This is a genomic window from Allobosea sp. GW823-FHT02B03 (assembly GCF_058797755.1).
This window is the reverse complement of sequence record NZ_JBXAJY010000006.1, coordinates 302,516-329,031: the sequence shown is the minus strand read 5'-3', so window position 1 is coordinate 329,031 and position 26,516 is coordinate 302,516. Positions and strand designations below refer to the sequence as shown.

The window sequence follows — 26,516 nt, the reverse complement described above, 5'->3', positions numbered from 1 at the left end:
CCAACGCTCGGCTTCGCTGCGGGCGGGATGACGCAGATATGGGGTGCTCAGCTGGGCTGGCCGCCGTCGTCGGCATCCGGCCCGGCTTCTGCCGCTGCCTCCGGCTCGGCCTCGGCCGGCGCTTCGGTGGGCGTCTCCGGCACGGCGAACAGCTTCGGCAGATGCGCCTGGTACCAGGCCTTGAGCTCGGCCAGGGCCGGGTGCTCGAGGTCGCGACGCAGATAGGTTTCGATGCGCGGCAGGTGCTTCAGATAGCCCGGCTTGCCGTCGCGCTTGTCGAGACGGGCGAAGATGCCGGCGATCTTGGTGTTGCGCTGCGCGCCGAGGATCGCATAGGCGCGGGCGAAGCCGGCGAGGTCGAACGCCGGGTCGTTGCCGCGCCGCGCCCCGGCATAGGCGGCGAGCAGCTTCAGCTCCAGGGCCGCCGGCACGTCGATGCGTGCGTCCTGGCCGAGCGAGACAAGGTCATAGGCGGGGTGGCCGAGCACCGCGTCCTGGAAGTCGATCAGCCCGAGCCGGGCGTGGCCGACCCGGTCGGGCAGCCAGATCAGATTGGGCGAGTGATAGTCGCGCAGCGTCCAGGTCGCCGGCGTCTCGAAGACCTCGTCGAACAGCCTGTCCCAGATCCGGCCGAACTCGGCCCGCGTCACCGCCGGCAGGGTCACCCCGGCGATGTGCGGGGCATACCAGTCGAGCACCAGTTCGGTCTCGATGGTCAGCGCCTCGCGGTCATAGTCGGGGATGACGTGGTCGCGCGCCTCGGCCACCGGCAGGATGGTTGGCAGCGCATGGCGATGCATCTCGGCAAGCAGACGCGCAGCCGCCTCGTAGCGCTCCGGAATCGGCCCGTTCTCGTCGATCACCAGGCCGGGGCCGAGATCCTCGATCAGCAGCAGTCCGGTCGAGAGGTCCTGGGCGAGAATCTGCGGTGCCGAGAGCCCGAGCGAGCGCAGCCCCTTGTCCATCGCGACGAAGGCGTCGACCGTCTCGGCGAGATGGGCGATGGCGCTGTAGGGCTTGCCCTGCCGGATCGCCGGGCCGTCGGGCCGCGGCGGCGAGATCATCAGGATCGCGGTCTCGCCATTCTCCCGCGCCAGCCGCTCATAGGCCCGGCTCGAGGCATCGCCCAGCATGAACTGGCGGTCGGCATCGCTCCAGCCGGCGGCGTCGATCATCCGCCGTGCCCCGATGGCGATGGCAAGGCGGGCGCGCCAGAGCACGCCGCCCGAAAGGGTCGCGATCCGCCCGGTCTCGGGATTTTCCGGGTCGACCTCGATGACGATGTCGAGCCGGCGCCCGGCCGGCAGCCGCGCCCCGGCGCGGTCGGGCCACTCGACCAGCGTGATCGCCCGCTCCAGATCCTCGATCAGCCCGAGATCGTCGAGCTCGTCGGGGCTGCGCACGCGGTAGAGGTCGGCGTGCAGCAGCAGCCCCTTCGGGGCGTCGTAGCTCTGCACCAGGGTAAAGGTTGGGCTCGGCGCCTCCAAATCCGGGTCTTCGGCCAGCCGCCGCAGCATCGCCCGGGCGATCAGGGATTTGCCGGCGCCGAGATGGCCGGAAAGCGCGACGATGTCGCCGGTCCTGAGAATGTCGGCGATGTCGCGCGCCAGCCGGATGGTCGCGGCCTCGTCGGTCAGGAGGACTGTATGCGTGCCCGCCCTGGCGGCTTCCTCGCTCATTCCGCGGCGTCCGAGATGCGCATGCCCTCGGGCGGGAAGACGGCGGTGACGCGAGTGCCGGCGCCCGGTGCCGATTCCAGCTCGATCCGCCCGCCATGCAGCTCGACGATCGAGCGGACGATCGAGAGGCCGAGGCCGACGCCGCGATGGCGCGACCCCAGCGAATGGCTCTCGAACCGGTCGAACACCTTCTCCTTGACCTCGTCGGGGATGCCGCGGCCGTCATCGGCGACGGTGATGCGGATTTCGCCGCCGATGCGTCCGGCGCTGACCCGGATGGTCTGGCCGGGCTGCGAGAAGCCGATGGCGTTCGAGATCAGGTTGAACAGGATCTGGCGCAGGCGTTTGCCGTCCGCCCGCAGCGGGCCGGTATGCGGCGCGATCTCGACCTTGAGTTCGAGCTTGCTGTCGGCGAGCCGGTCCTGCAGGCCGGTTGCCGCCTGGGCGATGGTCTGGGCGACGTCGACCTCTTCAAGATCGAGTGAGAGCGCGCCATTGTCGATCGAGGCGAGGTCGAGAATGTCGTTGATGATGGCGAGCAGCGCGCCGGAGGAACGCACGATATGGCCGGCATAGTCGCGCTGCTTCTCGTTGAGTGCGCCGATCGTCTCCTCGCCGAGCAATTGCGCGAAGCCGATGATGTTGGTCAGCGGCGAGCGCAGCTCGTAGGAGACGTGATGGACGAATTCCTCGCGCAGACGCGAGGCCTTCTCCAGCGCCTCGTTGCGCTCGGTCAGCGCCCGCTCGACATTCACGCCGGCCGTGACGTCGGCGAAGGTGATCAGGGTCGCACCGTCCGGCAGCGGCGCGGCGCTGCAGTCCAGCACCGTGCCGTCGCGCCGGGCCATATGGCAGCGGTAATCCTCGCGCGCATCGCGCACGCCGGCGACGGCGCTGCGGATCTCCGTCCAGACCGCATCCTCCGGGAAGAGCGGGCGGCACAGGCTGACGACCTCGTCGATATGCGGGGTTCCGGCGGTGCGTTCCGGCGTCAGCTTCCAGAGCTGTGCAAAGGCCGGGTTGGAGAGCTTGAGGCGACCGTCGGAACCGAACACCGCGACGCCTTCGCGCAGCGAGTCGAGCGTCTCGCGCTGCGTGCGCGACAAGGCGTTGAAGCGCGATTCCAGGGTGAAGCGTTCGGTCTCGTCGTCGAAGAGATAGGTCACGCCGCCCTGCGGATGTGGGCTCGCGACGACATGGATGGTGCGCCCGTCGGGCAGGTACCACCAGTCCTCGCTGGCGCGGGTCGCGGTGTAGGCGGCCTGCACCCCGGCCTTCCAGCTCCGGTAGTCGCCGAGCTCGGGCAGGCGGCGCTCGGTGCGCAGCCGGTCGAGAATCTCGCCGTCGCTGGGCCGGCTCTCCAGGAAATTCGGGTCGAGCGACCACAGGGTCTCGTAGCCGCTATTGTTGTAGACCAGCCTTTGCGAGGCGTCGAAGACCGCGACCGCGGTCTTCAGCCGGTCGAGCGTGCTGACATGCGCATCCATCTGGCGCTGCAGATCGGCGCGCACCGCCTCGAGCTCGCTCATATCGGTGGCGATGCCGGCGGAGCCCGTCGGCGTCGGCGTTTCCAGGATGTCGACGATGCGGCGCTGGCCGGCCATCACCACCGGCGCGCGCATCGTGAAGGCGCGGCCCTCCTGGCGTGCCCTGCCGGCGGCCTCCCGTTCGGAGCGGTCGAACAGCTCGAGGCCGTTCTTGACCGCCTCGGCGCCGTCGGCCGCCTCGACCGCCCTTGCATAGGCGCCATTGACCCAGCTCAGGCGGCCATTGGCGTCGCGCGTCCAGACCGGCTGAGGCAGGCCGGCGAGCAGCGCGGCGAGAGTCGCCTGGTCGGCGCTGACCCGGACGAGATCGTCCTGCAGCGTGAGGGCCCGGGCCCTTTCGCCGCTGGCCTCACGCAGCCGGATCACGGCGCGGCCGGCGACCGGGCGGCCCTCGGCATCGACATATTGCCCGCCCTTGGCCCGGAAGGTGAAGGCGAAGGCCTCGCCCCGCTCCTTCAGCGCCTCGGTCGCGACTTCCAGCCGCTTGGCGTCGGCGGGCGGCGCCCAGGAGCCATAGGCGAGCGCCATGGCCGAGCCGCTGACACCGAGGAAACCGCTATCGCCCTCGAAGACCGGCTTGGCGTCGGGACCGTCCCAGCTCAGCACCACCTGCGGGTCGGCGGCGAGCAGCGCGGCGAGGCGTTCCTGGTGTCCGCGCGCCGCCTCCAGCCCGGCTGCGAGCTCGCCCTCGCGGCGCTGCCAGCGCGAGCGCTCGCGCACATAGAGGACCGAGGTGGTGGTGGCGAAGACCACGAGGCCGGTGAACATCAGCGAGAGCCCGCCGGCGCTGAGCGTGTCGCCGTGCAGCGAGAGGAGGGACTCGGCCTGCGCCAGGACAGGACTCGGGCACAGGCCGCCGGCCAGGCCGGGAAGGACGAGGCGGGTCGCCGCTCCGTCCAATCTGCGCCCCAACTGCCTTGCACGTCTCATCATCGCTTCCGTCATCTCGTCCGGCCAGCCTTGGATGGCCGGAATCGGAAAGGGCCGCCGTCATAGCGCGCAAGCGCCACGGCTCCGGGAAATGTCCACGCCGCAACGCCGCAAAGCCACTTGTGAACGAAATCCGGCCGCAACCCGCGTGGGCGGTCGATGGTCCGAATCACTGCCACTCTAATCATCGGGAGAGTCCGGCAGGAAGAGCTTAATCGTCCGTAAAGCATGATGATGCGCCGCAGCCCCGGGACGGCCCCGAAAAGGCCTGTCTATTCAGCGCGTCCGCTTCGGGGATGCCGGACGGCATTCGCCGTGAAGCGGGCAAGACCGCCCGGATTCGGTCATTCGCCGCCCGCCCGGCGTTTGCGGCCTTCGCGATCCGGATCATTCTCGGCCGTGCCGCGTTGTCGGCTCGAATGGACCGGGGGGTGCGATGGCTATCGGGCAAGAGAACGGGCAGGCGCGCCTGCCGGATTCAAGCAAGGCGGGGTCCCTCGCCGGCACGGCGATCATGCCGGAGGCGTTGCCGCCGCTGCTGGTCCTGGTCGGCGCGATCGCGGTCCTCTATTTCGCGCGGGAGGTCTTCATGCCTCTCGCTATCGCGGTGCTCCTGACCTTCGCCCTGGCGCCGGTGGTCTCGCTGATCCGCAAGACCGGGCTGCCGCGCATGCCGGCAGTCATCGCCGCCGTCACGGCGGCCTTCATCGCCATATCCGCCTTCAGCTTCGTCGTGATGACGCAGGTCGGCGAGCTCGCACAGCAATTGCCGACCTATCAGTCGAACATCCTGACCAAGATCAGGTCGGCCAAGGATACCGGTGCCGGCAGCGGCATCGTCAAGCGGATCACCGACGCCGTCGAACGCGTCGGCAAGGAGATCAGCCAGCCCGAGGATGCCGGAAAGACCCTCGAGAGCCCGCGCCCGGCGAACCCGATCCTGGTCGAGATCTACTCGCCCGAGCGGCCGATCCAGCTGCTGACGAGCATGATCCTGCCTCTGGTCGGGCCGCTCGCGACGGCGGGACTGGTCATTGTGGTGGTGATCTTCATGCTGCTCGAACGGGAGGATCTTCGCGACCGCTTCATCCGCCTGGTCGGCTACAGCGACCTGCACCGGACCACCGAAGCCCTGCAGGATGCCGGCAGCCGGGTCGGCCGCTATCTCCTGATGCAGCTCGTCGTGAACGTCACCTATGGCATTCCGATAGCCATCGGCCTGTGGCTGATCGGCATCCCCAATGCGATGCTATGGGGCGCGCTCGCCATCATTCTGCGCTTCGTGCCCTATATCGGCCCGGCCATCTCGATGGTGCTGCCGCTCTTCCTGGCCGTCGCTGTCTCGCCGGACTGGTCGCTCGTGCTCTGGGTCGCGGCGCTCTTCCTCGTCATGGAGCTGATCAGCAACAATGTCGTCGAGCCTTGGCTCTACGGCTCGGGGACCGGGCTTTCACCGCTCGCCATCATCGTCGCCGCGATCTTCTGGACCTGGCTCTGGGGGCCGGTCGGGCTGGTGCTGTCGACGCCGCTGACCGTCTGCCTCGTCGTGCTCGGCAAGCACGTCCCGCAGTTCCGCTTCTTCGAGGTCTTGTTCGGCAGCGAGCCGGTGCTCGATCCCGAGGCCAGGCTCTATCAGCGCCTGCTCGCCAATGACCCGGACGAGGCGACCGACCAGCTCGACGAACTGCTCGAGGAGCAGACCCTGCCCGAGGTCTATGGCCGGGTCGCAATCCCGGCCCTGATCCTCGCCGAGCGCGACCGCGCCCGCGGCGTGATGAGCGCCGAGCAACGCGAGGGCGTCGCGGCGACGGCGCGCACGCTGGTCGCCAATCTCAGCGAGCTGGCCGAGCCCAGAGGCGATCCGGATCAGGCCGAGGAGCACGAAGCCTCGCAGAACGGCGACGCGGCCGGCAGGAATGGGCAGCTGCCGTCCCTGGCTGGCCGGAGCATCCTCTGTCTCGGCGGCAGGAACGCGCTCGACGATGCGAGCGCCGCCATGCTCGCGCAGGTCCTCGTTCATCAGGGCGCGGACGCATCGAGCGCCGGCTTCGCCGATCTGGAGGCCGCGCGGCTGCGGGAGCGGCTGGCCGAGGGGCCGGATGCCGTCCTGCTCTGCCTGCTGAGCCGCGATTCCCTGCGCCATGGCCGCTTCCTGGTGCGGCGGCTGAAGCGGGCCAGGCCCGACCTGCGGATCGGCCTGGTGTTCTGGCGCGACGCCGACGAGCCCCGTGGTGCCGATGAAAGCGCCGCCGCGCTCGACGCCGATTTCATCGCCCACGATATCGAGGAAGCGGTTGCCGGGCTCAGCCCCGCGGCAAGCGAGCCCGCAGCGGCGGCTGCGGCCGGTCGAGGGGCCGCATAGAACGAGCGGCATGAAAAAAGCCCGGCGCGAGGCCGGGCTTTCGTCGTCTCAGCAGTTCATGCCGCTCAGTAGCGGTAGAGTTCCGGCTTGAACGGGCCGGCCTGCGCCACGCCGAGATACTTCGACTGCGCGTCGGTCAGCACGGTGAGCTTCGCGCCGACCTTGGCGAGATGCAGCGCCGCGACCTTCTCGTCGAGGTGCTTGGGCAGGGTGTAGACCTTGTTCTCGTACTTGGCGTGGTGGTTCCACAGCTCGATCTGGGCGAGCGTCTGGTTCGAGAACGAGCAGGACATCACGAAGGACGGGTGGCCGGTCGCGTTGCCGAGGTTCACCAGGCGGCCTTCCGAGAGCAGGATGATCCGCTTGCCGTCGGGGAACTCGACCTCGTCGACCTGCGGCTTGACGTTGTCCCACTTGAAGTTCTTCAGGCCGGCGACCTGAATCTCCGAGTCGAAATGGCCGATATTGCAGACGATGGCGCGGTGCTTCATCGCGCGCATATGGTCGACGGTGATGACGTCGCAATTGCCGGTGGCGGTCACGAAGATGTCGCCGCGCGAGGTGGCTTCCTCCATGGTGACGACCTCGTAGCCCTCCATCGCCGCCTGCAGTGCGCAGATCGGGTCGATTTCGGTGACGAGCACGCGGCAGCCGGCCTGGCGCAGCGAGGCGGCCGAGCCCTTGCCGACGTCGCCATAGCCGGCGACGACCGCGACCTTGCCCGACATCATCACGTCGGTGCCGCGGCGGATGGCGTCGACCAGCGACTCGCGGCAGCCATAGAGGTTGTCGAACTTCGACTTGGTGACGCTGTCGTTGACGTTGATCGCCGGGAAGGGCAGGCGGCCGGCCTTGGCGAGCTCGTAGAGGCGGTGCACGCCGGTGGTCGTCTCCTCGGAGACGCCCTTGATCGCGGCGCGGGTCTTGGTGAACCAGCCCGGATTGGCGGCCAGCTCGCGCTTGATCAGCTTGAAGAAGATCGTCTCTTCCTCATTGCCCGGCTTGTCGAGGAAGGCGGCGTTGCCGGCCTCGGCCTCGGCGCCGAGGATGATCAGCATGGTCAGGTCGCCGCCATCGTCGAGGATCATGTTCGGCGTGCCGCCATCGCCCCAGGTCGCGGTGCGCAGCACGTACTCCCAGTACTCCTCCAGCGTCTCGCCCTTGATGGCGAAGACCGGCACGCCCGTCGCGGCGATCGCGGCGGCGGCGTGGTCCTGGGTCGAGAAGATGTTGCAGGACGACCAGCGGACATCGGCGCCGAGCTCGGTCAGCGTCTCGATCAGAACGGCGGTCTGGATGGTCATGTGCAGGCAGCCGGCGATGCGGGCGCCCTTCAGCGGGGCCTTGCCCTTGTGCTCGGCGCGGATCGCCATCAGGCCCGGCATCTCGTCCTGGGCCATGTTGATTTCCTTGCGGCCGTAATCCGCAAGGGTGATGTCCTTGACGACGTAGTCCTGCTTCGACACGGGAGCGCTCCAATCGATGGTTCTGCGATGATGGCGCGTTCTCTAGCAGGGCCGTCGGCCGAGCGCAATCAAAGATATAAAGATGTCTTTATGTGCTCTGTGTCGGCTGCCGAAATGCTCGGCAAGGCCATTCGGGCGTCCCGCGATCCTGAAAGTGGTCAGCCGGCCTATGCCGCGGCGAGCTTGCTCAAATCGGTGCCACTCGCAAGCTGCTCGGTGGCGTCGAGGATCTCCACTGCGACGATCTTGCCCTCGGCATCGAAGTCGAAGACGATGCCCGGGCGCACTTCCTCGCTCTCGCTTACCGGGGTGTCGGCGAAGCGGAGATAGAGAGCGTCGGCCTCGGCATCGTAATGGGTCTTCATCGCTTACGGCCCCGGTCGAGGAAGAGCGTGATCACGCGAAAAGCCTGATCCGATCGAACATATACCACACGCAGAACTCTTCCGTCGCGCTCGGGCAAAGCCTTGTATGCCCTTGTCCGGTCGGCGTGCTTGGGGTCGGTTTCGATCGCATCGGGATCGAGCACCGTCCTTTCGACCAATTCGCGCGAAATTCCGCGCTCTTTCAGCATCTCGGCTGCGTGGTCGGAATAGTCGAAACGACCTCTCCGCTCGATCATCTGTTGTCCCTTCGCGAGAAGCCTGCCGACTTGCACAGCGATACAACGTGAATGGTTGCGCGGATGAGCTCCGGGGCGCGACCGGAGTTAGTCGAGTTCGTGCTACTCGCCTTCGCCGAACTTGTCGGCGACGAGCGCTTCCAGCGCCTTCAGCGCCTGCTGGGCCTCGGCGCCCTGGGCGACCACGGTGATGGTCGAGCCGATGCCGGCGCCGAGCGTCAGGATGCCCATGATCGAGGTCGCGCCCACCGTCTCGCCGCAGCGGGTCACGGTGATGTCGGCATCGAAATTCGAGGCGCATTGCACGAATTTTGCCGTGGCGCGGGCGTGCAGGCCCTTCTTGTTGACGATCTCGAACTCGCCGTGGACGGCGCCGGCCGGGATCTCGACCTCGGGGCAGTCGCAATCCTCTTCGCGCATCTCGTCCAATTCGGGCCTCATTTGCCAGCCAGTACGCGGCTGGCGACCGTTATGTATTTGCGGCCGGCATCCTGCGCGCTGGTGACGGCCTCGTCGAGGGTCTTCTCCTCGCGCACGCTGGCGAGCTTGATCAGCATCGGCAGGTTGATGCCGGCGACGACGTCGATGCGACCCGGCTCCATCACCGAGATGGCGAGGTTGGAGGGCGTGCCGCCGAACATGTCGGTCAGCACGATGACGCCGCTGCCGGTCTCGACCTGCTCGACGGCCGCGATGATGTCGCGGCGGCGCCCTTCCATGTCGTCATCGGGAGCGATGGCGATGGTAGCGAGATTCGTTTGGGGGCCGACGACGTGTTCAAGGGCGGCGCGGAATTCCGTCGCCAGGTGCCCATGCGTCACAAGCACTAGTCCGATCATTCAACACCACCGGAGAGCGCCTGCGCGCCCGGACAAGGTCGCGGTTTATGCGGCAGGTGCGAAGGATAGGCAAGCCATTGTCTCGAACTCGTCGAATCCGACTTAGCCGGCATCGTGGAAAAGTCCGAGCGCGGCCAGCACCAGACGCTCGTCTCCGGCCCGCCCCAGCACCTGCAGGCGCGGCAGGGCGACGCCGGCGAGGGTTTCGACCAGCTCTTCCGGCTCCGGCATGCGCTGCGGCTCGGTGCCGCAGTCGACGACGAGGCGGATGACCACCGCGGCGAGATGCGGCTCGGGCGTCAGCCCGAGGCCGCGCCGCTCGACGAGCCCCTCCAGAGGCGCGACGGGCCGGGCGATCAGCCGCCCGGCATGCGCCGTGATCCGGGTCCGGTCATCTGAGACAAGCCGGGCGAAGCGGCCCTGCGCCTTCGCGAGGCTGATCAGGGCGAGGGCGAGGCTCGACTTGCCGGAGCCGGCGGGGCCGCGGATCAGGATGCCATCTTCGCCGATCGCGACGGCGCCGGCATGGAGATTTTCAGAGCGGATTGAGGTCATGCCGGTTGCGCGACCGCCGGCAGGCGCACGACGAAGCGTGCGCCGAGGCGCTTGTCCTCGCCCTCGGACTGCTCGGATTCGTAGCGGTTCTCGGCCCGGATCGAGCCGCGATGCGCCTCGACGATCTGGCGAGAGATCGACAGGCCGAGGCCCGAGTTCTGGCCGAAGCCATGTTCCGGGCGGTCGGTGTAGAAGCGCTCGAAGATCCGTTCCAGCGCGTGCGGCGGAATGCCGGGCCCGTCATCCTCGACGGTGATCAGCACGTCGCCGGCGACGCGCGAGAGCTTGACCCTGACCGGCTTGTCCGCCGGCGAGAAGGAGCGGGCATTCTCGATCAGATTGACGATCACCTGGCCGAGGCGGGAATCATGGCCGAGCACGCGGAAGGCGCTGCTGCCGGCGGGCGCTGCCGGCCTTTGCCCGCGCCGCTCGACCGAAAGCTCGACCTCCGGCTGGCCTTCGCGGCGGGTCTGGTTCTGCACCGAGACCACCGCCTCGAGCAGCTGCGCGACATCGAGCGGCACCGCGTCGTCGCGGGCGAGCTCGGCGTCGAGGCGCGAGGCGTCGGAAATGTCGGAGATCAGCCGGTCGAGCCGCTTCACATCGTGCTGGATCACCGCGAGCAGCCGGCCGCGCGCCTCGTCGGTCTTGGCGAGCGGCAAGGTCTCGACGGCGCTGCGCATCGAGGTCAGCGGGTTCTTGAGCTCGTGGGCGACGTCGGCTGCGAAGCTCTCGATCGCCTCGATGCGGTCGTAGAGCGCCCGCGTCATCTCGCGGAAGGAGGTCGAGAGATGGCCGATCTCGTCATGGCGGCTGGAGAAGTCCGGCACCTCCTCACGTGACTTGACCCCGCGGCGGACGCGCTGGGCGGCGTCCGCGAGCTTGCGGATCGGTTCGGCGATGGTGCCGGCCAGCAGCACCGACAGCACGATCATCACGCCGGCGGCGACGGCGAAGACCTGGAAGATGGCGTAGCGCTCGGAGGCGATGACGGCATCGATGTCGCCGCCTTGCGTCGAGAGCAGCAGGGCGCCGCGCACGGCACGGAAGCGCTGCACCGGAACCGCCACCGAGACGATGGTCTCGCCGCGGGTGTTGACGCGCACGACGCTCGCCGGCGAGCCGGCCAGCGCCCTGGCGACCTCGGCATAGGATTTGCCGTTGGCATTGGCGAAATCATCATAGACCGGCAGGTCGGCGCGTCCGAGCCGGTTGCGGAACAGGTTCCAGGTCCGCTCCAGCAGCGGTGGCTCGTCGGATTCGCCGACGCGCGGCAGGTCGAGCCGCATGATGTCGCCGCGCGTATAGAGATTGCGCGAATCGAGCGTCAGCATCCCGTCCTTGTCGTAGATCCGGGCGCGGGTCTTGGTCGGGGTGACCAGCCGGCGCAGCAGCGGCGCGACCTTTTCCGGATTGATCGAGAAATCGAGCGGATCCTCGGCGATCGAGCCGCTCTCGCCGGCCTGCATCTGCAGGAGCTTGTCGGGGTCGATCGCGATCGTGTCGGTCTCGACCGTGGCCGAGGCCGCGATCGCGCCGGCGATGATCTCGCCCTGGGTCAGAAGGCTCTGGACCCGGGCCTCGATCAGCCCCTCGCGGAACTGGTTGAGATAGAGAAAGCCGACGAGCAGCGCGACGAGCCCGGCGAGGTTGAGCACGACGATGCGCCGCGTCAGGCTCGAAGCGGCGCGGGCCGAGACGGCGCGCAACGCCCGCCGGCCGATCAGCGCCAGCCGGCGGCGCAGCGTCGAACTCCAGCCTGGTGCGGCGGGGCGGGGCCCATCCTGTTCGATCGTCGCCATAACCGGCTCATACCCTCGCCATGCGAGCCTGTGAATCCGTTATCGGCGGCACCGATGCCGGGCTCAGCTCTCCTTGAAGCGATAGCCGACGCCGTAGAGGGTCTCGATCATGTCGAATTCGGCATCGACCTGGTTGAACTTCTTGCGCAGCCGCTTGATGTGACTGTCGATGGTGCGGTCGTCGACATAGACCTCGTCGTCATAGGCCGCGTCCATCAGGGCGTTGCGGCTCTTCACCACGCCCGGTCGCTGCGCCAGCGACTGCAGGATCAGGAATTCGGTGACCGTCAGCGTCACCGGCTCGCCCTTCCAGGTGCAGGTGTGGCGCTCCGGGTCCATGCGCAGCAGGCCGCGCTCGAGCGCCTTGGCGTCTTCGGTGCGGGCGGGGGTGGCGGCGTCCTTGGCGCCGGCCCGGCGCAGGATCGCCTTGACGCGCTCGACCAGCAGGCGCTGCGAGAACGGCTTCCGGATGAAGTCGTCGGCGCCCATCTTCAGGCCGAACAGCTCGTCGATCTCCTCGTCCTTCGAGGTCAGGAAGATCACCGGCAGGTCAGATTTCTGGCGCAGGCGGCGCAGCAGCTCCATCCCGTCCATGCGCGGCATCTTGATGTCGAAGATCGCCAGATCCGGCGGATTCTGCTTCAGCCCGTCCAGTGCCGAGGCGCCGTCGGTGTAGGTCAGAATCCGGTATCCTTCGGCCTCGAGTGCAATGGAGACCGACGTCAGGATGTTGCGGTCGTCGTCGACCAGCGCAATGGTTGGCATAAGGCTTTCATCTTTCGACGTTGCAATCAAAGGGTCCACTCTCGCGCGAGAACGGCCAAAGCATGGCTGCAATCTAGCCAAGCCAAGGCGGTTTCGCTACGTCTTCATCGAAAAACCCGGCAACAACGGAAAAGTGCCATGGCGATCGATCCGATCCGCCCGACCGACGCGACTGCGCGCGGCCTGGCGAAGACCCTCCTGCGCAGTGCGCGCTCGGCCGCCCTGGCGACGCTGACCCCTGACGGGCACCCCTTCGCCAGCCTGACCAGCCTCGCCACGGACGTCGACGGCACGCCGCTGATCCTGATCTCCGCGCTCTCGGGCCATACCGGCAACCTCGAGGCCGATCCGCGCGCCTCCCTGCTGATCGCGCCGGGCGGCAAGGGCGATCCGCTCGCCCATCCGCGCATCACGCTGCTGGCGCGCGCCGAGAAGGTAGAGCGCGACAGCGAGGACGGGCGGCGCATCCGCCGGCGCTTCCTCGCAAGGCAGCCGAAAGCCTCGCTCTACGCGGATTTCCCTGATTTCTCCTTCTTCGCCCTCAAGCTTGAGCGCGCCAGCCTGAATGGCGGCTTCGGCAAGGCCTATGAGCTCGAGGCGTCGGACATCATGAGCGACTGCGCACAGGCGGCGGCGCTGATCCAGGCGGAGGAAGGCGCGGTCGAGCACATGAACTCCGACCATGCCGATGCAATCGGCCTCTATGCGACGGCGCTGCTTGGCGCCAAGGACGGGGCATGGCGGATCAGCGGCCTCGACCCGGACGGTTGCGATCTCGCCCTCGGCGATCAGGCGCTGCGCCTCAACTTCGACGAGCCGGTGACCAGCCCCGACGCGCTGCGCAAGACATTGGTCGCGCTGGCGGGGAAAGCGCGCGCCGCAGCATGACCGCGACCATTCACCACGCCTGAATTTTTTAAACGATTTAGTTGGAGATCCCCCTATTGCGCGCTTTCCAGGTGACTTGAGCCGGCCTCATCATGCGCCTAAAGAGCCGTCGCATTCATCGCCCTTCGGCGCGGGTCGGCATGGTCTGACCCCGCTACATCCCCAAGCGCCGGCGTCCAAAGCAGGCGGCTACATGGCAGGAGGAATTGCCAGTGGAGACCATCGGTCACGTCAACGCCGCTTACGGCGCCGACAAATTCGGGCTGCAGCGACTCAAGGCGGTCTACTGGAATCTCGAGGCGGCGCGGCTCTATGAGGAGTCGCTGAAGCGCGGCGAGTCGCAGATCGCCCGCGGCGGCGCGCTCTGCGCCGATACCGGCACCCATACCGGCCGCTCGCCCAAGGACAAGTTCGTCGTCAAGGACGCGACCACCGAGAATACCGTCTGGTGGGAGAACAACGGCGCGATCTCGTCCGAGCAGTTCGATGTCCTGCTCGGCGACTTCCTGAAGCATGCCGAGGGCCGCGAGCTCTTCGCGCAGGACCTCTATGGCGGCGCCGATCCGGCCCATCGGGTCAAGGCGCGCGTCTTCACCGAGCTCGCCTGGCACTCGCTCTTCATCCGCAATCTCCTGATCCGCCCCGAGGCGGCCGAGATCGCCTCCTACGTACCCGAGCTCACCATTGTCGACCTGCCGAGCTTTCGCGCCGACCCGAAGCGCCATGGCTGCCGCAGCGAGACGGTGATCGCCATCGACTTCACCCGCAAGATCGTGCTGATCGGCGGCTCCGCCTATGCCGGCGAGATGAAGAAGTCGGTCTTCACCTATCTGAACTACACCCTGCCGACCAAGGGCGTGGTGCCGATGCACTGCTCCGCCAATGTCGGCTCCAAGGACGATCCGGCCGTCTTCTTCGGCCTCTCCGGCACCGGCAAGACCACGCTCTCGGCCGATCCCGACCGCACCCTGATCGGCGATGACGAACATGGCTGGTCGAAGGATGGCATCTTTAATTTCGAGGGTGGCTGCTACGCCAAGACGATCAAGCTCTCGGCCGAGGCCGAGCCGCAGATCTACGCGGCCTCGCAGCGCTTCGGCACGGTGCTCGAAAACATCGTCATGGATCCGATCTCGCGCGAGGTCGATTTCGACGATCAGACCAAGACCGAGAACACCCGCTCGGCCTATCCGCTCGATTTCATCCCGAACGCTTCGCGCACCGGCCGCGCCGGCACGCCGAAGAACATCGTGATGCTGACCGCCGACGCCTTCGGCGTGATGCCGCCGATCGCCAAGCTGACTCCGGCCGAGGCGATGTACCACTTCCTCTCCGGCTACACCGCCAAGGTCGCCGGCACCGAGCGTGGCCTGGTCGGCGTCCAGCCGGAATTCTCGACCTGCTTCGGCTCGCCCTTCCTGCCGCGCCACCCGTCGGAATACGCCAACCTGCTGCGCGACTTCATCGCCAAGCACCATGTCGACTGCTGGCTGGTGAACACCGGCTGGACCGGCGGCGGCTATGGCGTCGGCCGGCGCATGCCGATCCGCGTCACGCGGCGCCTGCTGACGGCGGCGCTCGACGGCTCGCTCAACCGCGCCGATTTCCGCCGGGATCCTTATTTCGGTTTCGCCGTTCCCACTTCGGTGCCCGGCGTCGAGCCGCACATCCTCTATCCCGTCAAGACCTGGGCCGACAAAGCCGCCTTCGCCGAGACCGCGAAGAACCTGATCGGCATGTTCGCCAAGAACTTCGAGAAGTTCGAGGAGCATGTCGACGATGCGGTGAAGGCGGCGGCGCCGACCAACTCGCTCGCGGCTTGAGCGTCTGCCGACATGGCGTGCTATGAGAGGCGGCGATGAGCCGCCTCTTTCTTTTTCTCCTGCAAGCTCTGCTGACGCTCGTGGTTCTCGGAACCACGCTGTGGGGCGTCGGGCTTCTGGTCTTTCGCCTGCCCGGCGCGATCGGCATTGCCGGCGCGGTCGGCTTCGGGCTCGCGGGCCTCGCCGGCGCAGTCGGCCTGTGGACCGGTGCACCGCGGCTGCCCTTGTCCTTCGCCGTGCTCTTCATCGGCCTGCTCGGCTGGTGGCACGGTATGCAGCCCTCGCATCAGCGCGACTGGATTCCCGAGCTTGCCCGGCTGCCCGAGATCGCCCGCGAGGGTGACAAGCTCACCGTCAGCAATCTCCGCAATTTCCGCTGGCGCACCGAGACCGATTACGACCAGCGCTGGGAGACGCGCAGCTTTGACCTGACCAAGGTCGAGGGCGTCGATCTTTTCCTCTCCTACTGGTCGGGCGAGGCGATCGCCCATCTCCTGGTCAGCTTCAACTTCCGCGATTCCCTGCCGCTGACCTTCTCGATCGAGGTCCGGCGCGAGAAGGGCGAGGAATGGTCGTCGCTCGCCGGCTTCTTCCGGGTCTACGAGATGGCCTATGTCGCGGCCGACGAGCGCGACGTCGTCGGCCTGCGCACCCATGCGCGCGGCGAGGATGTCCGGATGTTCCGCCTGCGCGCCTCGCCCGAGCAGGCCCGCGAGGTGCTGCTCGCCTATGTCGCGGATGTGAACCGGCTGGCGGCGCAGCCGCGCTGGTACAACACCATCACCACCAACTGCACCACGGTGGTCTACCGGCTCGTCCGCTCGGTCGCGCCCGAGTCGAGCTTCACGCCGCGGCTCGATCCGCGCGTCCTGCTCTCCGGCTATCTGCCGGGCTATCTCAAGGATATCGGCGCGGTCAGGCAGGACATGCCGCTCGACGAACTCGTGCGGCTCGGCAGGATCAGCGAGCGGGCGAAGGCGATCTCCCTCGATGACCCGGATTTCTCGCGCCTGATCCGCGAGGGCGTACCCAAGCCCTGAGACCGGCGCTCAGCCATAGCCGTGCAGCGAGGCGCCATGGCGCTTCAGCCAGGCCTCGGCCTCTTCCGTGCGCGGGCAGAGCTTGTGCGTCAGCGCCCAGAAGCGGTGCGAGTGGTTCATCTCCTTGAGATGCGCGACCTCATGGGCGGCGAGGTAGTCGAGCACCAAAGGCGGCGCCAGGATCAGCCGCCAGGAGAAGTTGAGATGGCCCTTCGACGAGCACGAGCCCCAGCGGCTGGTGGTGTCGCGGATGGTGATCTTGCGGGCGGGGATGCCGAGCGTCGCCGTATGGACCCGCACCGCCCGCTCGATATCGGCGAGCGCCTCGCGGCGCAGGAAATCCTTGACCCGCCTTGCGACATGGGCCGCCTCGCCGCAGACCGTGATGATCGGCTCGCCCTCGCTTGAAAGCGCGGCGCGGGTGATGCCGCGGACCTTCGTCCAGTGCACGATGCGGTGCGGCGTGCCGCGCAGCGGCACCAGCGCGCCGGGCTCGAAGGGCACCCCGGCCGGCCGCTTGGCCAGCCTTGCCGCGATCCAGCCGCCATGGTTCTGGGCAAAGCTGCGGCCCAGGGCGAAATCGGCGCGCTCGGGCAGGGTCAGGGTGATCTCGCCGGTCGCCTGCGAGACCCGCAGCGTCATGCGCCGCGCCGTGGCGCGCCGCTTCACGGCCACCGGGTAGACGGCGCCGGCATGCGCGACCTCGATCCGGTCCGGATCGGGCTGACGCTTGAACAGGGAGAACCGCATCGCCGCGATTGTGCGGGATTCGCGCCGGGAGAGGAAGGGGCGGGCTCGCGGCCCGCCGTCTCAGCCGGCGACCTTCAGCGCCTTGCGGGCGGTGGCGGCGCTGTCGTTGCGGCGCTCGCTGGCTGCCTTCATGTCGAGCGTCAGCATGAAGTCGGAGATTCGCGGCGCGATCTCGGAGCGGAAGCGCGAGCCGTTGAAGACGCCGTAATGGCCGACGCCCATCTGCAGATACTCGGCCCGCAGATCGTCCGGGATGTTGACGCACAGATCATGCGCCGCCTTGGTCTGGCCGACGCCTGAGATGTCGTCCTTCTCGCCCTCGACCGTCATCAGCGCGACGCGGCGGATCGCGGTCAGGTCGACCGGCTTGTCGCGATGCATCAGCTCGCCCTTGGGCAGCGCATGCTGGACGAAGACCTTGTCGACGGTCTGCAGATAGAACTCGGCCGTCAGGTCCATCACGGCGAGGTACTCGTCGTAGAAGTCGCGGTGCTTCTCGGCCGAATCGCCGTCGCCGGCGACGAGATGCTTGTACATGTCGTAATGCGCGGTCAGGTGGCGGTCGAAATTCATCGCCATGAAGCCCGAGAGCTGCAGGAAGCCGGGATAGACCTCGCGGAAGGCGCCAAGATGCGGGAACGGCACCCTTGTGATGCAGTTGCGGCGGAACCAGTCGGTGCCGCGCTCCATGGCGAGCTGGTTGACCGCGGTCGGCGAGCGGCGGGTGTCGATCGGCCCGCCCATCAGCGTCATCGAGCGCGGCGCGTTCGGGTCGCCCTCGGCCTCCATGCGCGCGACCGCCGCCAGCACCGGCACGGAAGGCTGGCAGACGGCCATCACATGGGTGTCCGGGCCGAGCTTCTGCAGCATGGCGATGACGTAGTCGATATAGTCGTCGAGATCGAAGCTGCCGGCCGCCATCGGCACCAGCCGGGCATCGATCCAGTCGGTGATGTAGACCTCGTGATCGGGCAGGAAGGCCTCGACCGTGCCGCGCAACAGGGTGGCATAGTGGCCCGACATCGGCGCGACCATCAGCACCTTGGGCTGCGGCTTGCGGCGCTGGCCGATCTGGCGGTCGAAATAGATCAGGTTGCAGAATGGGCGCTGCCAGACGATGCGCTCCTCGACCGCGACCTTGACGCCGTTCATCGTGGTGGTGTCGAGGCCGAAGGCCGGCTTGCCGTAGCGGCGCGTCGTGCGCTCGAACAATTCGCAGGAGGCGGCGACCGAGCGGCCGAACGGGGTGTAGGTCAGCGGATTCGCCGGGTTCTTGAAGGCCAGGTGCATGGCGTCGGACACGGCCCGCGCCGGGCTGACCATCATATGAACCGCTTCATAGGCGTGATAGGCGAACGACATGGCAGCCCTTTCGTCCCGGCAGTTACCTTTTCGCAGTGCCAAATTCTGTATGCACTGCAACAGGGGAACGCAGCGTAGATGGAATTTGTTCTCATTCAATCGTTCAAAGGGCTAAGATTTCCTTGTGATGCCGGTTAGACACAGTTTTGCACTGCCGAAGAGCCTCGCCCGTTCCAGAAATTGCGCGACCTGACCATGTCCGACCTCTTCCCCGAAGCGCCGGTCCGCGCGCTCCGCCATCTGCGCCTCGACACGCTGGTGCGCCTGCGCTGGCTCGCCATCGCCGGTCAGAGCCTCGCGGTCGCCGGCGTGCATTTCGGCCTCGGTTTCAGCCTGCCCTTCGGCTGGTGCTTCGTGGTGATCGCCGTCTCGGCCTGGCTGAACATCGCGCTGCGCATCCGCTTCCCGCTCAACCACCGCCTGCGCGAGGGGGCGGCGACGGCGCTGCTCGCCTTCGACATCCTGCAGCTCGCGGCGCTGCTCTATCTCACCGGCGGTCTGCAGAATCCGTTCTCGATCCTGTTCCTGGCGCCGGTGATGATCTCGGCGACGGCGCTGCCGCCGCGCCACACGCTGGCGCTCGGCCTGCTGGCGGCCGGGCTTGCGACCCTGCTCACCTTCCTGCACTGGCCGCTGCCCTGGTCCGGTAGCGACCGCCCGGTGCTGCCCCCCTATTACCAGGCCGGCAACTGGATCTCCTTGCTGCTCGGGCTCGGCTTCACCGGCATCTATGCCTGGCGGGTCAGCAAGGAGGCGCATGATCTCTCGGCTGCGCTCGCCGCGACGGAGCTGGTTCTGGCGCGCGAGCAGCATCTCTCGCAGCTCGACGGGCTCGCCGCCGCCGCCGCGCACGAGCTCGGCACGCCGCTGGCGACGATCACGCTGGTCGCGCGCGAGCTCTCCCGCCTCGCGCCGCCGGAAGGCGAGATGGCCGACGACATCAACCTGCTGCGCGAGCAGGTCGACCGCTGCCGCGGCATCCTCGGCAAGCTCGCCTCGCTGCAGGATGACGATGCCGGCCCGCTCGACCAGCTCTCGCTCAGCCTCCTGATCGAGGAGGCGGCCGGGCCGCAGCGGCCCTTCGGCGTGCCCTTCGAGATCTCGCTGGTCGGCGACAAGCCGGAGCCGGTCTGCCGCCGCAATCCCGGCATGATCTACGGGCTCGGCAACATCGTCGACAACGCCGTCGACTTCGCGCGCTCGAAGGTGACGATCTCGGCGCAGTGGACGCAAGGGGCCGTCGTCCTGACCATCGCCGATGACGGGCCGGGCTTCACCTCGGAGGTGCTGATGCGCGCGGGCGATCCCTATCTCTCGCGCTCGCACAACAAGGAAACGCGCGCCGGCGGCGGCCTCGGCCTTGGTCTCTTCATCGCCAAGACGCTGCTCGAGCGCAGCGGCGCGGTGCTGGAATTCTCGAACCTGCCGCTGCCGGCGACGGGCGCCTCGATCCGCATCACCTGGCTGCGCGAGGTGTTCGAACGCGATGATCGGCCGCTCGGGGCTTCAAATTTCGAGCTTTCGGCCCCACATGCGACAGCATGATGCCTTGCGGCGCGTCGCCGCGCCGGACAATCGATGCCGGATTGGTGTCGATGCGAGACTCGCAAACGGGTGCTTCGCATCGGGTCCGTTCCGGCTCTAGAGTAAGGAGCCGGGCCGGGGCCCGGAGGAGATGAAGGCGATGGAAGCGGCTCTCAACGCAGGCCAGGCTCACGACGGCGCGGGCAGGGACATGTCCCTCTTGATCGTCGATGACGACAAGCCCTTCCTCAACCGTCTCGCCCGGGCCATGGAAGGCCGCGGCTATCTCGTCCGCATCGCCGAGTCGGTCCAGGCCGGCATCGCGGCCGTCGAGGAATCCGCGCCTGCCTTCGCGGTGATCGACCTGCGCCTCGGCGACGGCAACGGCCTGGATGTCATCGCCCGCCTCAAGGAGAAGCGGCCGGATGCGCGCGGCGTCGTCCTCACCGGCTATGGCAATATCGCGACTGCGGTCAGCGCGGTGAAGCTCGGTGCCTATGATTTCCTGGCGAAGCCCGCCGATGCCGACGAGATCCATTCGGCGCTGGCGGCCTCGCCCGATTCGCGTCCGGTCCCGCCGGAGAACCCGATGTCGGCCGACCGGGTGCGCTGGGAGCACATCCAGCGCGTCTACGAGCTCTGCAGCCGCAATGTCTCCGAGACGGCGCGCCGCCTTGGCATGCATCGGCGTACCCTGCAGCGCATCCTGGCCAAGCGCGCCCCGCGCTGAGCGCGGCCCGTCGCCTGGCCTGCGGTTCTGCGAAGATGAAAGAGACGGGCGCGCCTATCGCGCGCCTGAATCGCCCTTGTGGTCGTGCAGGAACCGGGCGATCCGGGTTTTCAGTTCCATCGCGTCATAGGCCTCGCCGCTGACAGCGCGCTGGAAAATGACGCGCTGGACCGGCGTCGGGAGCTGATGCCATTCGCTGACCACCCCGGCACCGAGGCATTCCAGGACGCGGCGTTCCGCATCCCCGAGTTCGCCCTGCTCATATCGAACTGCCGAAGGCAAAACCGGGGCGCCGCCTTCCCCCTCCCAGCGCGCGAGAGAAGAGACGAGGTCTTCGGGTGCGGTCGGAGGCTTGGGAGCTTTTTCCGCCATGCCTCATGATTGCACATTTCTGCAGCGGCGGCCATTGCGGGCTTCCGGAGGCAGGCACGTCGCCTCGCCTCAGCCGCCCTTGCAACGGCCCTTGTCGCGACGCAGGTCGATGGCGACATCGGCGAGTTCGGCGCGCATGCCGCAATAGGTCGCCCTGCAGGAGCCGCCGGGATCACGCGTCGTCAGCCTTCCGGCCGGCGACACGACGAGCGTGAGTCGGCACGGACCCTTGACCCCCTCGAGCTCGAGCTGCCAGCCGGTGCCCGCCGGCCGGCCGATGCCTTCGAGCCCGCAGGTGTGTCCGGCCTGGCCGAGATGATCGAGGCTGATCTGGGCGTTGCCCGAGGGCTCGACCTCGATCCTCAACTGCGACGCGCGACTGGCGAAGCAGTAGCGGCCGGGCCGGCGCAGGCCCTCCGGCCCGGATGCAGCGTTCGTTGGGGCGGCGGAGGCGGCTCGCACACCGCGGCATGGCGTGGCGGACAGTCGCCAGCGATGGTCCCGGGTCAGCGAGGCGATATCGGCAATCTTCCAGCCCTCGCCCGCCCGCACGAAATCGAAGCGGAAATGGTTGGCTATGCCCAGGCTGCGGAAACGGGCCTCGACCACCGCGCGCTCGCCCTCCTGCCGGGTTTCCAGCCGCAAGCTGCGGGCGATCTCCCGCTCATCGTAATCCTGGCCGATGATGTGCAGGCCGAAATCGATGCATTCGTCGCGGTCATTGGCATCGAAGAGGCGCACCAGCGCCGGCTGAAAATAGCGGTTGCGCGCGTCGGGTGCCCGCATGCGGTCGATCGAGCTTCTCGTCCCACCGCCCTCATAGATGCCGCGGACGATCTCCTCGGGCATCTGCGCGGTGGCGCTGCCCGCAGCCGCAATGAGGCCGAGCATGGCGGCCGCAACCCAGTTCAAGAGCTTCATCCCGACACCTCCCCAAGGCCGGTCGAGCCCAACCGGTTAGCGCAAGCGCCGCCAGGGGTCATGCACTCTAAGGCGGTAATCCGATCAGGCCCGCCGGGCGTCAGCGCGCATCGGGGTCCTCCAGCGCCGCGAGCCGCCCGGCCGCGAGCTTGGCGAAGGCGATGGTCAGCATCTTGCGCCGGGCCGGGGCGAGCGGGTGGCGCGGCGCCTCGCGCAGCATCTCGCCCCCCCAGGCATCGGCGACGATCAGGCCGACATCCTCGGGAATGATCTCGTGCGGGAACTCGGGCGCGACGGCGAACAGGAAGGCGTCGCAATAGTCGCGGTAGTCCGGCCACTTCCCGTCGACGCGGTAATCCTCCAGGCTCGACTTGACCTCGATCACCAGCAATTCGCCGCTCGACGACAGCGCGACGATGTCGCCGCGCCTGCCATTGGCGAAGGTCATCTCCTTGACGATGGCATAGCCGCGGTCGCGCAGATGCCGGGCCGCGCCGCGGCAGACCGCGCGGGTGACCTCCGGCCGGGTCGGGGCCGGGTTGAGGGCGGATTCGGTCGTGCTCATGTTTGCATGTTCTGCTTTTGTGCCTGTCGGTGCAAGCGTAGATGCCGCTTTGCAGCGATGCCACTGCAACAAGCCCTTGCGGCCGGCCGAAGGCTGGCTATGGTCCGCCCGCCTTGGAAACCTTAGCCCCAGCCCTGTCGACCATCCTCGCTGCCGCAGGCCTCGCCTGGTGGTTCTGCCGGCTGCTGCGCCCGCTGATGATGCGCTATGCCCTGGCGCGGCCCAATGCCCGCTCGAGCCATCGCGTCCCGACGCCGCAGGGCGGCGGCATCGCCGTGCTCGCCGGCGCCTTCCTGGCACTGGGGCTGGTGCCCTTGCTGTGGCCGCTACCGGCGGGAGCCGGTGCCGGTCTGCTCGTGGTGGTCGGAGCCGCGGTCCTCGTCGCCTTCGTCGGCGCCTGGGACGACATCCGTCCGCTGCCGGCAGGCCTGCGTCTCGTCCTGCAGGTCGTCTGCGTCGCGCTGGTCGTGCTGCAGGGGGCGCCGGACATCCGCCTGCTGCCGGAGGTGCTGCCGCTCTGGGCCGAGCGTGGCCTCGCCATCCTGGCCGGCGTCTGGTTCGTCAACCTCGTCAATTTCATGGACGGCATCGACTGGATCACGGTGGCCGGCATCGTGCCGCTCTGCGCCGCGCTGGTGCTGGCGAGCCTTCATGGCGGGCTCGACCCCGCCGCCGGCCTGCTCGCCGCCGCGCTGCTCGGCGGGCTCCTCGGCTTTGCCCCGTTCAATCGCCCGGTGGCGCAGATCTTCCTCGGCGATGTCGGCTCGCTGCCGCTCGGCCTGCTCACCGCCTATCTGCTCTATCGCCTCGCCGGGACCGGCGCGCTGGCCGCGGCGCTGATCCTGCCGCTCTACCATGTGATGGATTCGACCATCACGCTGTTCCGTCGCCTCGCGCGCGGCGAGAAGGTCTGGCAGGCGCATCGCTCGCATTTCTACCAGCAGGCCACCGATAACGGCTTCTCGGTCAGCGAGATCGTGGCGCAGGTGGCGCTGCTCAACCTCGCCCTGGTCGTCCTCGCCGGCTTCACCATGGTTTTCCCGGGCCTCTGGGCCCAGCTTGCAGGCCTCCTGGGCGCGCTCCTGCTCGTCGGGCTGCTGCTGCGCCGCTTTGCCCGCCGGCGCCCCGCATGAGCGGCGAGCGCGTCCTCGTCACGGGAGCCAGCGGCTTCGTCGGCCGTCATCTCCTGCGCGAGCTTTCGGCCGCGGGCTACAAGGTACGGGCGGCGGCCCGGCGTCCGGGGCCGGAGATCGCGGGGGTCGAGCAGGTCGTCATCGGCGATCTTTCGGGCGTCGTTGACTGGGGTGCGGCACTGGCCGGTGTCCGTCATGTCGTCCATGGCGCCGGTCTCGCCCATGCCGATTCCGAGCTGCCGGAGGAGGCCTATCGGCGCGTCAACACGGACGCGACCCTGGCGCTCGCCGATGCCGCACGGGCGGCCGGTGTCGCCCGCTTCGTCTTCCTCTCCTCGATCCGGGCCCAGAGCGGCCCGGCCAGCGACCGGCCGCTGAGTGAAGGAGATGCACCCGCGCCGACCGACGCCTATGGTCGCTCCAAGCTTGCGGCCGAGCGGGGGCTGGCGGAGCGCGACCTCGACTGGGTCGCCCTGCGGCCGGTGCTGGTCTACGGGCCGGGCGTCAAGGCCAACATGGCCGGGCTGGTCAGGCTGGCGCGCCTGCCCTTTCCGCTGCCGCTCGGCGGGCTCAAGGCGCCGCGCTCGCTGCTCGCGGTCGAGAATCTCTGCGATGCCGTTATCTTCGCGCTCGGCGAAGCCTGTCCGGCCCGCCGCAGCTACATCGTCTCCGATCCCGGTGCGCTCGGCGTGGCGGACATGCTCGCGGCGATGCGCGCCGGGCTCGGGCGACGGCCGGGGCTGATCGCGGTGCCGCCGGCCCTGCTCGGGTTCGCGGCGCGCCTCCTCGGTCGTCCGGGGGTCTATGAGCGGCTCACGGGCGGGCTTGTGGCGCCGCCCTATGCCCTGCTCAGCGCTGGCTGGCAGCCGCGGCTGGCGACGAAAGCTGCGCTGGCGCGTCTGGCGGAGTCGCCGGCTGGCGAAGTCTGAAGTCCGGGATCGCTTCGTCCAGCACAGCCTCGGCTCCGCGCCGGTCGTGGGCGGCGACGGCGCGCTCCAGCTCCTCCAGCCAGGCGAGCATGCGCTCGCGCCCGGCGAAGATCGGCTTGGCCGCCATCACCCCGTCGAGCCCGGTCTCGGCCATCGGCTCGTCCTTGGCGAACAGGATCTCGTTCAGGCGCTCGCCGGGGCGCACGCCGGTGACGGCGATCTCGATATCGCTGCCGGGCTCGTAGCCGGCGAGGCGGATCATGCGCTCGGCGAGATCGATGATCTTCAGCGGCTGGCCCATCTTCAGCACGTAGACCGCGGCGCGGTCGTCGGCCGCGTCGTGCTCGGGCGCATGCGAGGCGGCGCTCAGCACGAGGTCGCAGGCCTCGCGGATGGTCATGAAATAGCGGATCATGTCCGGGCTGGTCACGGTGACCGGCCCGCCGCGCTCGATCTGCGCCTTGAATTTCGGCACCACCGAGCCGACCGAGCCGAGCACGTTGCCGAACCGCACGGCGACGAGGCGCATGCCGCGATTTCCGGCAGCGAATTCGGCGTCGCGGGTCTGCGCATACATCTCGGCGAAGCGCTTGGTCGCGCCGAGCATCGAGACCGGCTCGATCGCCTTGTCGGTCGAGATCATCACGAAGATGCCGGCGCCGGCAGCGATCGCCGCCTCGGTGACGGTGACCGAGCCGAAGATGTTGGTCTTGATGCCCTCGCCCCAGTCGGCCTCGAGATAGGGCACGTGCTTCAGGGCGGCGGCATGGATGACGATATCGGGCGCGAAGGCCTTGAACAGCGGGCCGATGCGGGCCTCGTCGCGGACATCGGCGAGCGCGCCGGTGACGCGCATCGGCAGGTCCTGCGCGGCGAGCGCCTCGGTGACATGGAACAGGGCGGGCTCGGAGCTTTCGACGACCAGCAGCTCGGCGGCGCCGAAGGCGGCGCAACGCAGGCAGATCTCTGATCCGATCGAGCCGCCGCCGCCGGTGACGATGACGCGCTTGCCCTTGAGGAAGCCTTCCAGCCGCTCGCGGTCGATCTTGACCGAGGGACGCACCAACAGGTCCTCGATCTCGAGCGGCGCCAGTTCGCTGCCGCGCATGCCTTCGCCGAGCGTATCGAGCCGTGAGATCGGGATGGCGAGCTTGCGGGTGCGGGCGAGCCATTTGTCCGGCTCCGCCTCGGGCAGGAGCGCGCTCGGCGCCGCGACGATGCGGCGGAAGGGCTCGCCGCGTTCGGAGGCGTCGGTCGCGATCTGCTCGATCTGCGAGAGCAGGCCCAGCACCGGCACGCCGCGGATCGACTGGCCGAGATCGTCCCTGCGCGGCGACAGGATGCCGTCAGGGCGCATCTTGCCCATCGTGCCGGCTTCCATGGCGCGAATCACGATCTCGACATCGGCGCTGCGGCCGAGCAGCAGCGCCGGCAGCGTCGCCTCGCGGGCGGCATGGTGCTTCGAGCGCGAGTATTTGAAGTAGCGATAGGCCAGACGCGGGCCGCCGAGCAGGGCGGCCTGGACCAGCCAGTACAGGACGATCGCGATCTTGCCGAAGTAGAAATAGCCGTAGAGGTTCGGCGCGACGAGCACATAGTCGACGACCAGGAGGGTCAGCGCCAGGATGCTGACCGCCCTCACGATGTTGGACAGGTCCGGCAGCGAGGCGAAGCGCCATTTCGAGCGGTAGAGCTGGAAGAACCAGTAGACGACGCCGGCATAGGCCACGAAAAACGGTAGGAAGCTCGGCAGGTCGCGCATGCGCTCGTCGAATTGCGCGCCCTCGAAGCGGACGGCGAAGACGAACAGAATCGCCAGCGCCGTCATCGCCAGGTCGTGGACGATCACGGCGAGCTTCTTGGCGCCTTGTTTGGTGATTTTCAGCATGCGCGGCGGGGTATCCCGCTCTCG

The 26,516-nt window shown here is 68.2% G+C and carries 24 protein-coding genes; 8 read left to right on the top strand and 16 right to left on the bottom strand.

The features are described 5' to 3' along the window. Positions 1-47: 47 nt before the first annotated feature. On the bottom strand, positions 48-1,679 hold the full coding sequence (tsaE, locus tag AC1REK_RS21775) for a tRNA (adenosine(37)-N6)-threonylcarbamoyltransferase complex ATPase subunit type 1 TsaE (protein ID WP_492270222.1): 1,632 nt from the start codon (positions 1,677-1,679) through the stop codon (positions 48-50). Next, the gene (locus AC1REK_RS21770) at positions 1,676-4,159 is read right to left on the bottom strand and encodes a sensor histidine kinase (RefSeq protein WP_492273821.1); all 2,484 of its coding nucleotides are present in this window, start codon (positions 4,157-4,159) and stop codon (positions 1,676-1,678) included. The genes tsaE and AC1REK_RS21770 overlap by 4 nt, the downstream gene beginning before the upstream one ends. A 433-nt stretch (positions 4,160-4,592) precedes the next feature. On the opposite strand from AC1REK_RS21770, the gene AC1REK_RS21765 reads away from it, so the two are divergent. Further along, the gene (locus AC1REK_RS21765) at positions 4,593-6,518 is read left to right on the top strand and encodes an AI-2E family transporter (RefSeq protein WP_492270224.1); all 1,926 of its coding nucleotides are present in this window, start codon (positions 4,593-4,595) and stop codon (positions 6,516-6,518) included. A 65-nt stretch (positions 6,519-6,583) separates the two neighbouring features. Here the strand turns inward: AC1REK_RS21765 and ahcY are convergent, their stop codons facing one another. From ahcY to AC1REK_RS21725, 8 genes are all read right to left on the bottom strand, one after another. Next, entirely contained in the window at positions 6,584-7,984 is a 1,401-nt protein-coding gene (ahcY, locus tag AC1REK_RS21760; RefSeq protein WP_316019414.1) for an adenosylhomocysteinase, read from the bottom strand. Positions 7,985-8,151: 167 nt separating this feature from the next. Further along, complete coding sequence (locus AC1REK_RS21755) at positions 8,152-8,349, bottom strand: DUF2283 domain-containing protein (RefSeq protein WP_492270225.1); 198 nt, start codon at positions 8,347-8,349, stop codon at positions 8,152-8,154. After that, the gene (locus tag AC1REK_RS21750; protein WP_492270226.1) at positions 8,346-8,606 is read right to left on the bottom strand and encodes a DUF4258 domain-containing protein; all 261 of its coding nucleotides are present in this window, start codon (positions 8,604-8,606) and stop codon (positions 8,346-8,348) included. Before AC1REK_RS21750 ends, AC1REK_RS21755 begins: the two co-directional genes overlap by 4 nt. 102 nt (positions 8,607-8,708) lie before the next feature. Continuing rightward, positions 8,709-9,026 (bottom strand): HPr family phosphocarrier protein, encoded by a 318-nt coding sequence (locus tag AC1REK_RS21745; RefSeq protein ID WP_414644962.1) that lies wholly within the window; start codon positions 9,024-9,026, stop codon positions 8,709-8,711. Between the two features lie 17 nt (positions 9,027-9,043). Then, positions 9,044-9,445 carry a PTS sugar transporter subunit IIA gene (locus AC1REK_RS21740; RefSeq protein ID WP_066473161.1) on the bottom strand — a complete coding sequence of 134 codons (402 nt, stop codon included), beginning with the start codon at positions 9,443-9,445 and terminating at the stop codon, positions 9,044-9,046. Between the two features lie 102 nt (positions 9,446-9,547). Continuing rightward, complete coding sequence (locus AC1REK_RS21735) at positions 9,548-10,000, bottom strand: HPr kinase/phosphorylase (RefSeq protein ID WP_492270227.1); 453 nt, start codon at positions 9,998-10,000, stop codon at positions 9,548-9,550. Further along, a complete protein-coding gene (locus AC1REK_RS21730) occupies positions 9,997-11,802 on the bottom strand; it encodes a stimulus-sensing domain-containing protein (RefSeq protein WP_492270228.1) in 1,806 nt (601 codons plus the stop codon). The genes AC1REK_RS21735 and AC1REK_RS21730 overlap by 4 nt, the downstream gene beginning before the upstream one ends. Before the next feature lie 63 nt (positions 11,803-11,865). Then, positions 11,866-12,567, bottom strand: coding sequence for a response regulator transcription factor (locus AC1REK_RS21725; RefSeq protein ID WP_316019418.1), 702 nt, complete (start codon positions 12,565-12,567; stop codon positions 11,866-11,868). A 138-nt stretch (positions 12,568-12,705) separates the two neighbouring features. Here AC1REK_RS21725 and AC1REK_RS21720 point away from each other — a divergent pair, with 138 nt between their 5' ends. From AC1REK_RS21720 to AC1REK_RS21710, 3 genes are all read left to right on the top strand, one after another. Next, a complete protein-coding gene (locus tag AC1REK_RS21720) occupies positions 12,706-13,455 on the top strand; it encodes a HugZ family pyridoxamine 5'-phosphate oxidase (RefSeq protein ID WP_316019419.1) in 750 nt (249 codons plus the stop codon). A gap of 212 nt (positions 13,456-13,667) precedes the next feature. Further along, on the top strand, positions 13,668-15,278 hold the full coding sequence (locus tag AC1REK_RS21715; RefSeq protein ID WP_316019420.1) for a phosphoenolpyruvate carboxykinase: 1,611 nt from the start codon (positions 13,668-13,670) through the stop codon (positions 15,276-15,278). Positions 15,279-15,313: 35 nt separating this feature from the next. Further along, positions 15,314-16,318, top strand: coding sequence for an Lnb N-terminal periplasmic domain-containing protein (locus tag AC1REK_RS21710; protein ID WP_492270229.1), 1,005 nt, complete (start codon positions 15,314-15,316; stop codon positions 16,316-16,318). Between the two features lie 9 nt (positions 16,319-16,327). Here the strand turns inward: AC1REK_RS21710 and AC1REK_RS21705 are convergent, their stop codons facing one another. Next, the gene (locus tag AC1REK_RS21705; RefSeq protein WP_492270230.1) at positions 16,328-17,068 is read right to left on the bottom strand and encodes a M48 family metallopeptidase; all 741 of its coding nucleotides are present in this window, start codon (positions 17,066-17,068) and stop codon (positions 16,328-16,330) included. 60 nt (positions 17,069-17,128) lie between these two features. Continuing rightward, positions 17,129-18,430 carry a polyhydroxyalkanoate depolymerase gene (locus AC1REK_RS21700; RefSeq protein ID WP_492270231.1) on the bottom strand — a complete coding sequence of 434 codons (1,302 nt, stop codon included), beginning with the start codon at positions 18,428-18,430 and terminating at the stop codon, positions 17,129-17,131. A gap of 195 nt (positions 18,431-18,625) precedes the next feature. Here AC1REK_RS21700 and AC1REK_RS21695 point away from each other — a divergent pair, with 195 nt between their 5' ends. Both AC1REK_RS21695 and AC1REK_RS21690 read left to right on the top strand, forming a co-directional pair. Next, on the top strand, positions 18,626-19,975 hold the full coding sequence (locus AC1REK_RS21695; protein WP_316019424.1) for an ActS/PrrB/RegB family redox-sensitive histidine kinase: 1,350 nt from the start codon (positions 18,626-18,628) through the stop codon (positions 19,973-19,975). A 130-nt stretch (positions 19,976-20,105) separates the two neighbouring features. Continuing rightward, complete coding sequence (locus AC1REK_RS21690; RefSeq protein WP_492270232.1) at positions 20,106-20,684, top strand: ActR/PrrA/RegA family redox response regulator transcription factor; 579 nt, start codon at positions 20,106-20,108, stop codon at positions 20,682-20,684. Positions 20,685-20,738: 54 nt separating this feature from the next. Here the strand turns inward: AC1REK_RS21690 and AC1REK_RS21685 are convergent, their stop codons facing one another. The 3 genes from AC1REK_RS21685 to mmcB form a co-directional block, all read right to left on the bottom strand. Next, on the bottom strand, positions 20,739-21,056 hold the full coding sequence (locus AC1REK_RS21685) for a hypothetical protein (protein ID WP_316019426.1): 318 nt from the start codon (positions 21,054-21,056) through the stop codon (positions 20,739-20,741). 69 nt (positions 21,057-21,125) lie between these two features. Beyond that, positions 21,126-21,977 carry a hypothetical protein gene (locus AC1REK_RS21680; RefSeq protein WP_492270233.1) on the bottom strand — a complete coding sequence of 284 codons (852 nt, stop codon included), beginning with the start codon at positions 21,975-21,977 and terminating at the stop codon, positions 21,126-21,128. Positions 21,978-22,077: 100 nt separating this feature from the next. Continuing rightward, positions 22,078-22,542, bottom strand: a complete 465-nt coding sequence (mmcB, locus tag AC1REK_RS21675) for a DNA repair putative endonuclease MmcB (protein WP_492270234.1) — start codon at positions 22,540-22,542, stop codon at positions 22,078-22,080. A gap of 113 nt (positions 22,543-22,655) precedes the next feature. Here mmcB and AC1REK_RS21670 point away from each other — a divergent pair, with 113 nt between their 5' ends. Continuing rightward, positions 22,656-23,675, top strand: coding sequence for an MraY family glycosyltransferase (locus tag AC1REK_RS21670; RefSeq protein WP_492270235.1), 1,020 nt, complete (start codon positions 22,656-22,658; stop codon positions 23,673-23,675). Continuing rightward, positions 23,672-24,604: an NAD-dependent epimerase/dehydratase family protein gene (locus AC1REK_RS21665; protein ID WP_492270236.1), complete on the top strand. Its 933-nt coding sequence runs from the start codon at positions 23,672-23,674 to the stop codon at positions 24,602-24,604. Before AC1REK_RS21670 ends, AC1REK_RS21665 begins: the two co-directional genes overlap by 4 nt. On the opposite strand, the gene AC1REK_RS21660 is transcribed toward AC1REK_RS21665, so the two are convergent. Beyond that, positions 24,525-26,483 carry an SDR family NAD(P)-dependent oxidoreductase gene (locus tag AC1REK_RS21660; protein ID WP_492270281.1) on the bottom strand — a complete coding sequence of 653 codons (1,959 nt, stop codon included), beginning with the start codon at positions 26,481-26,483 and terminating at the stop codon, positions 24,525-24,527. The two genes, AC1REK_RS21665 and AC1REK_RS21660, sit on opposite strands and share 80 nt — an antisense overlap. Positions 26,484-26,516 lie beyond the last annotated feature (33 nt).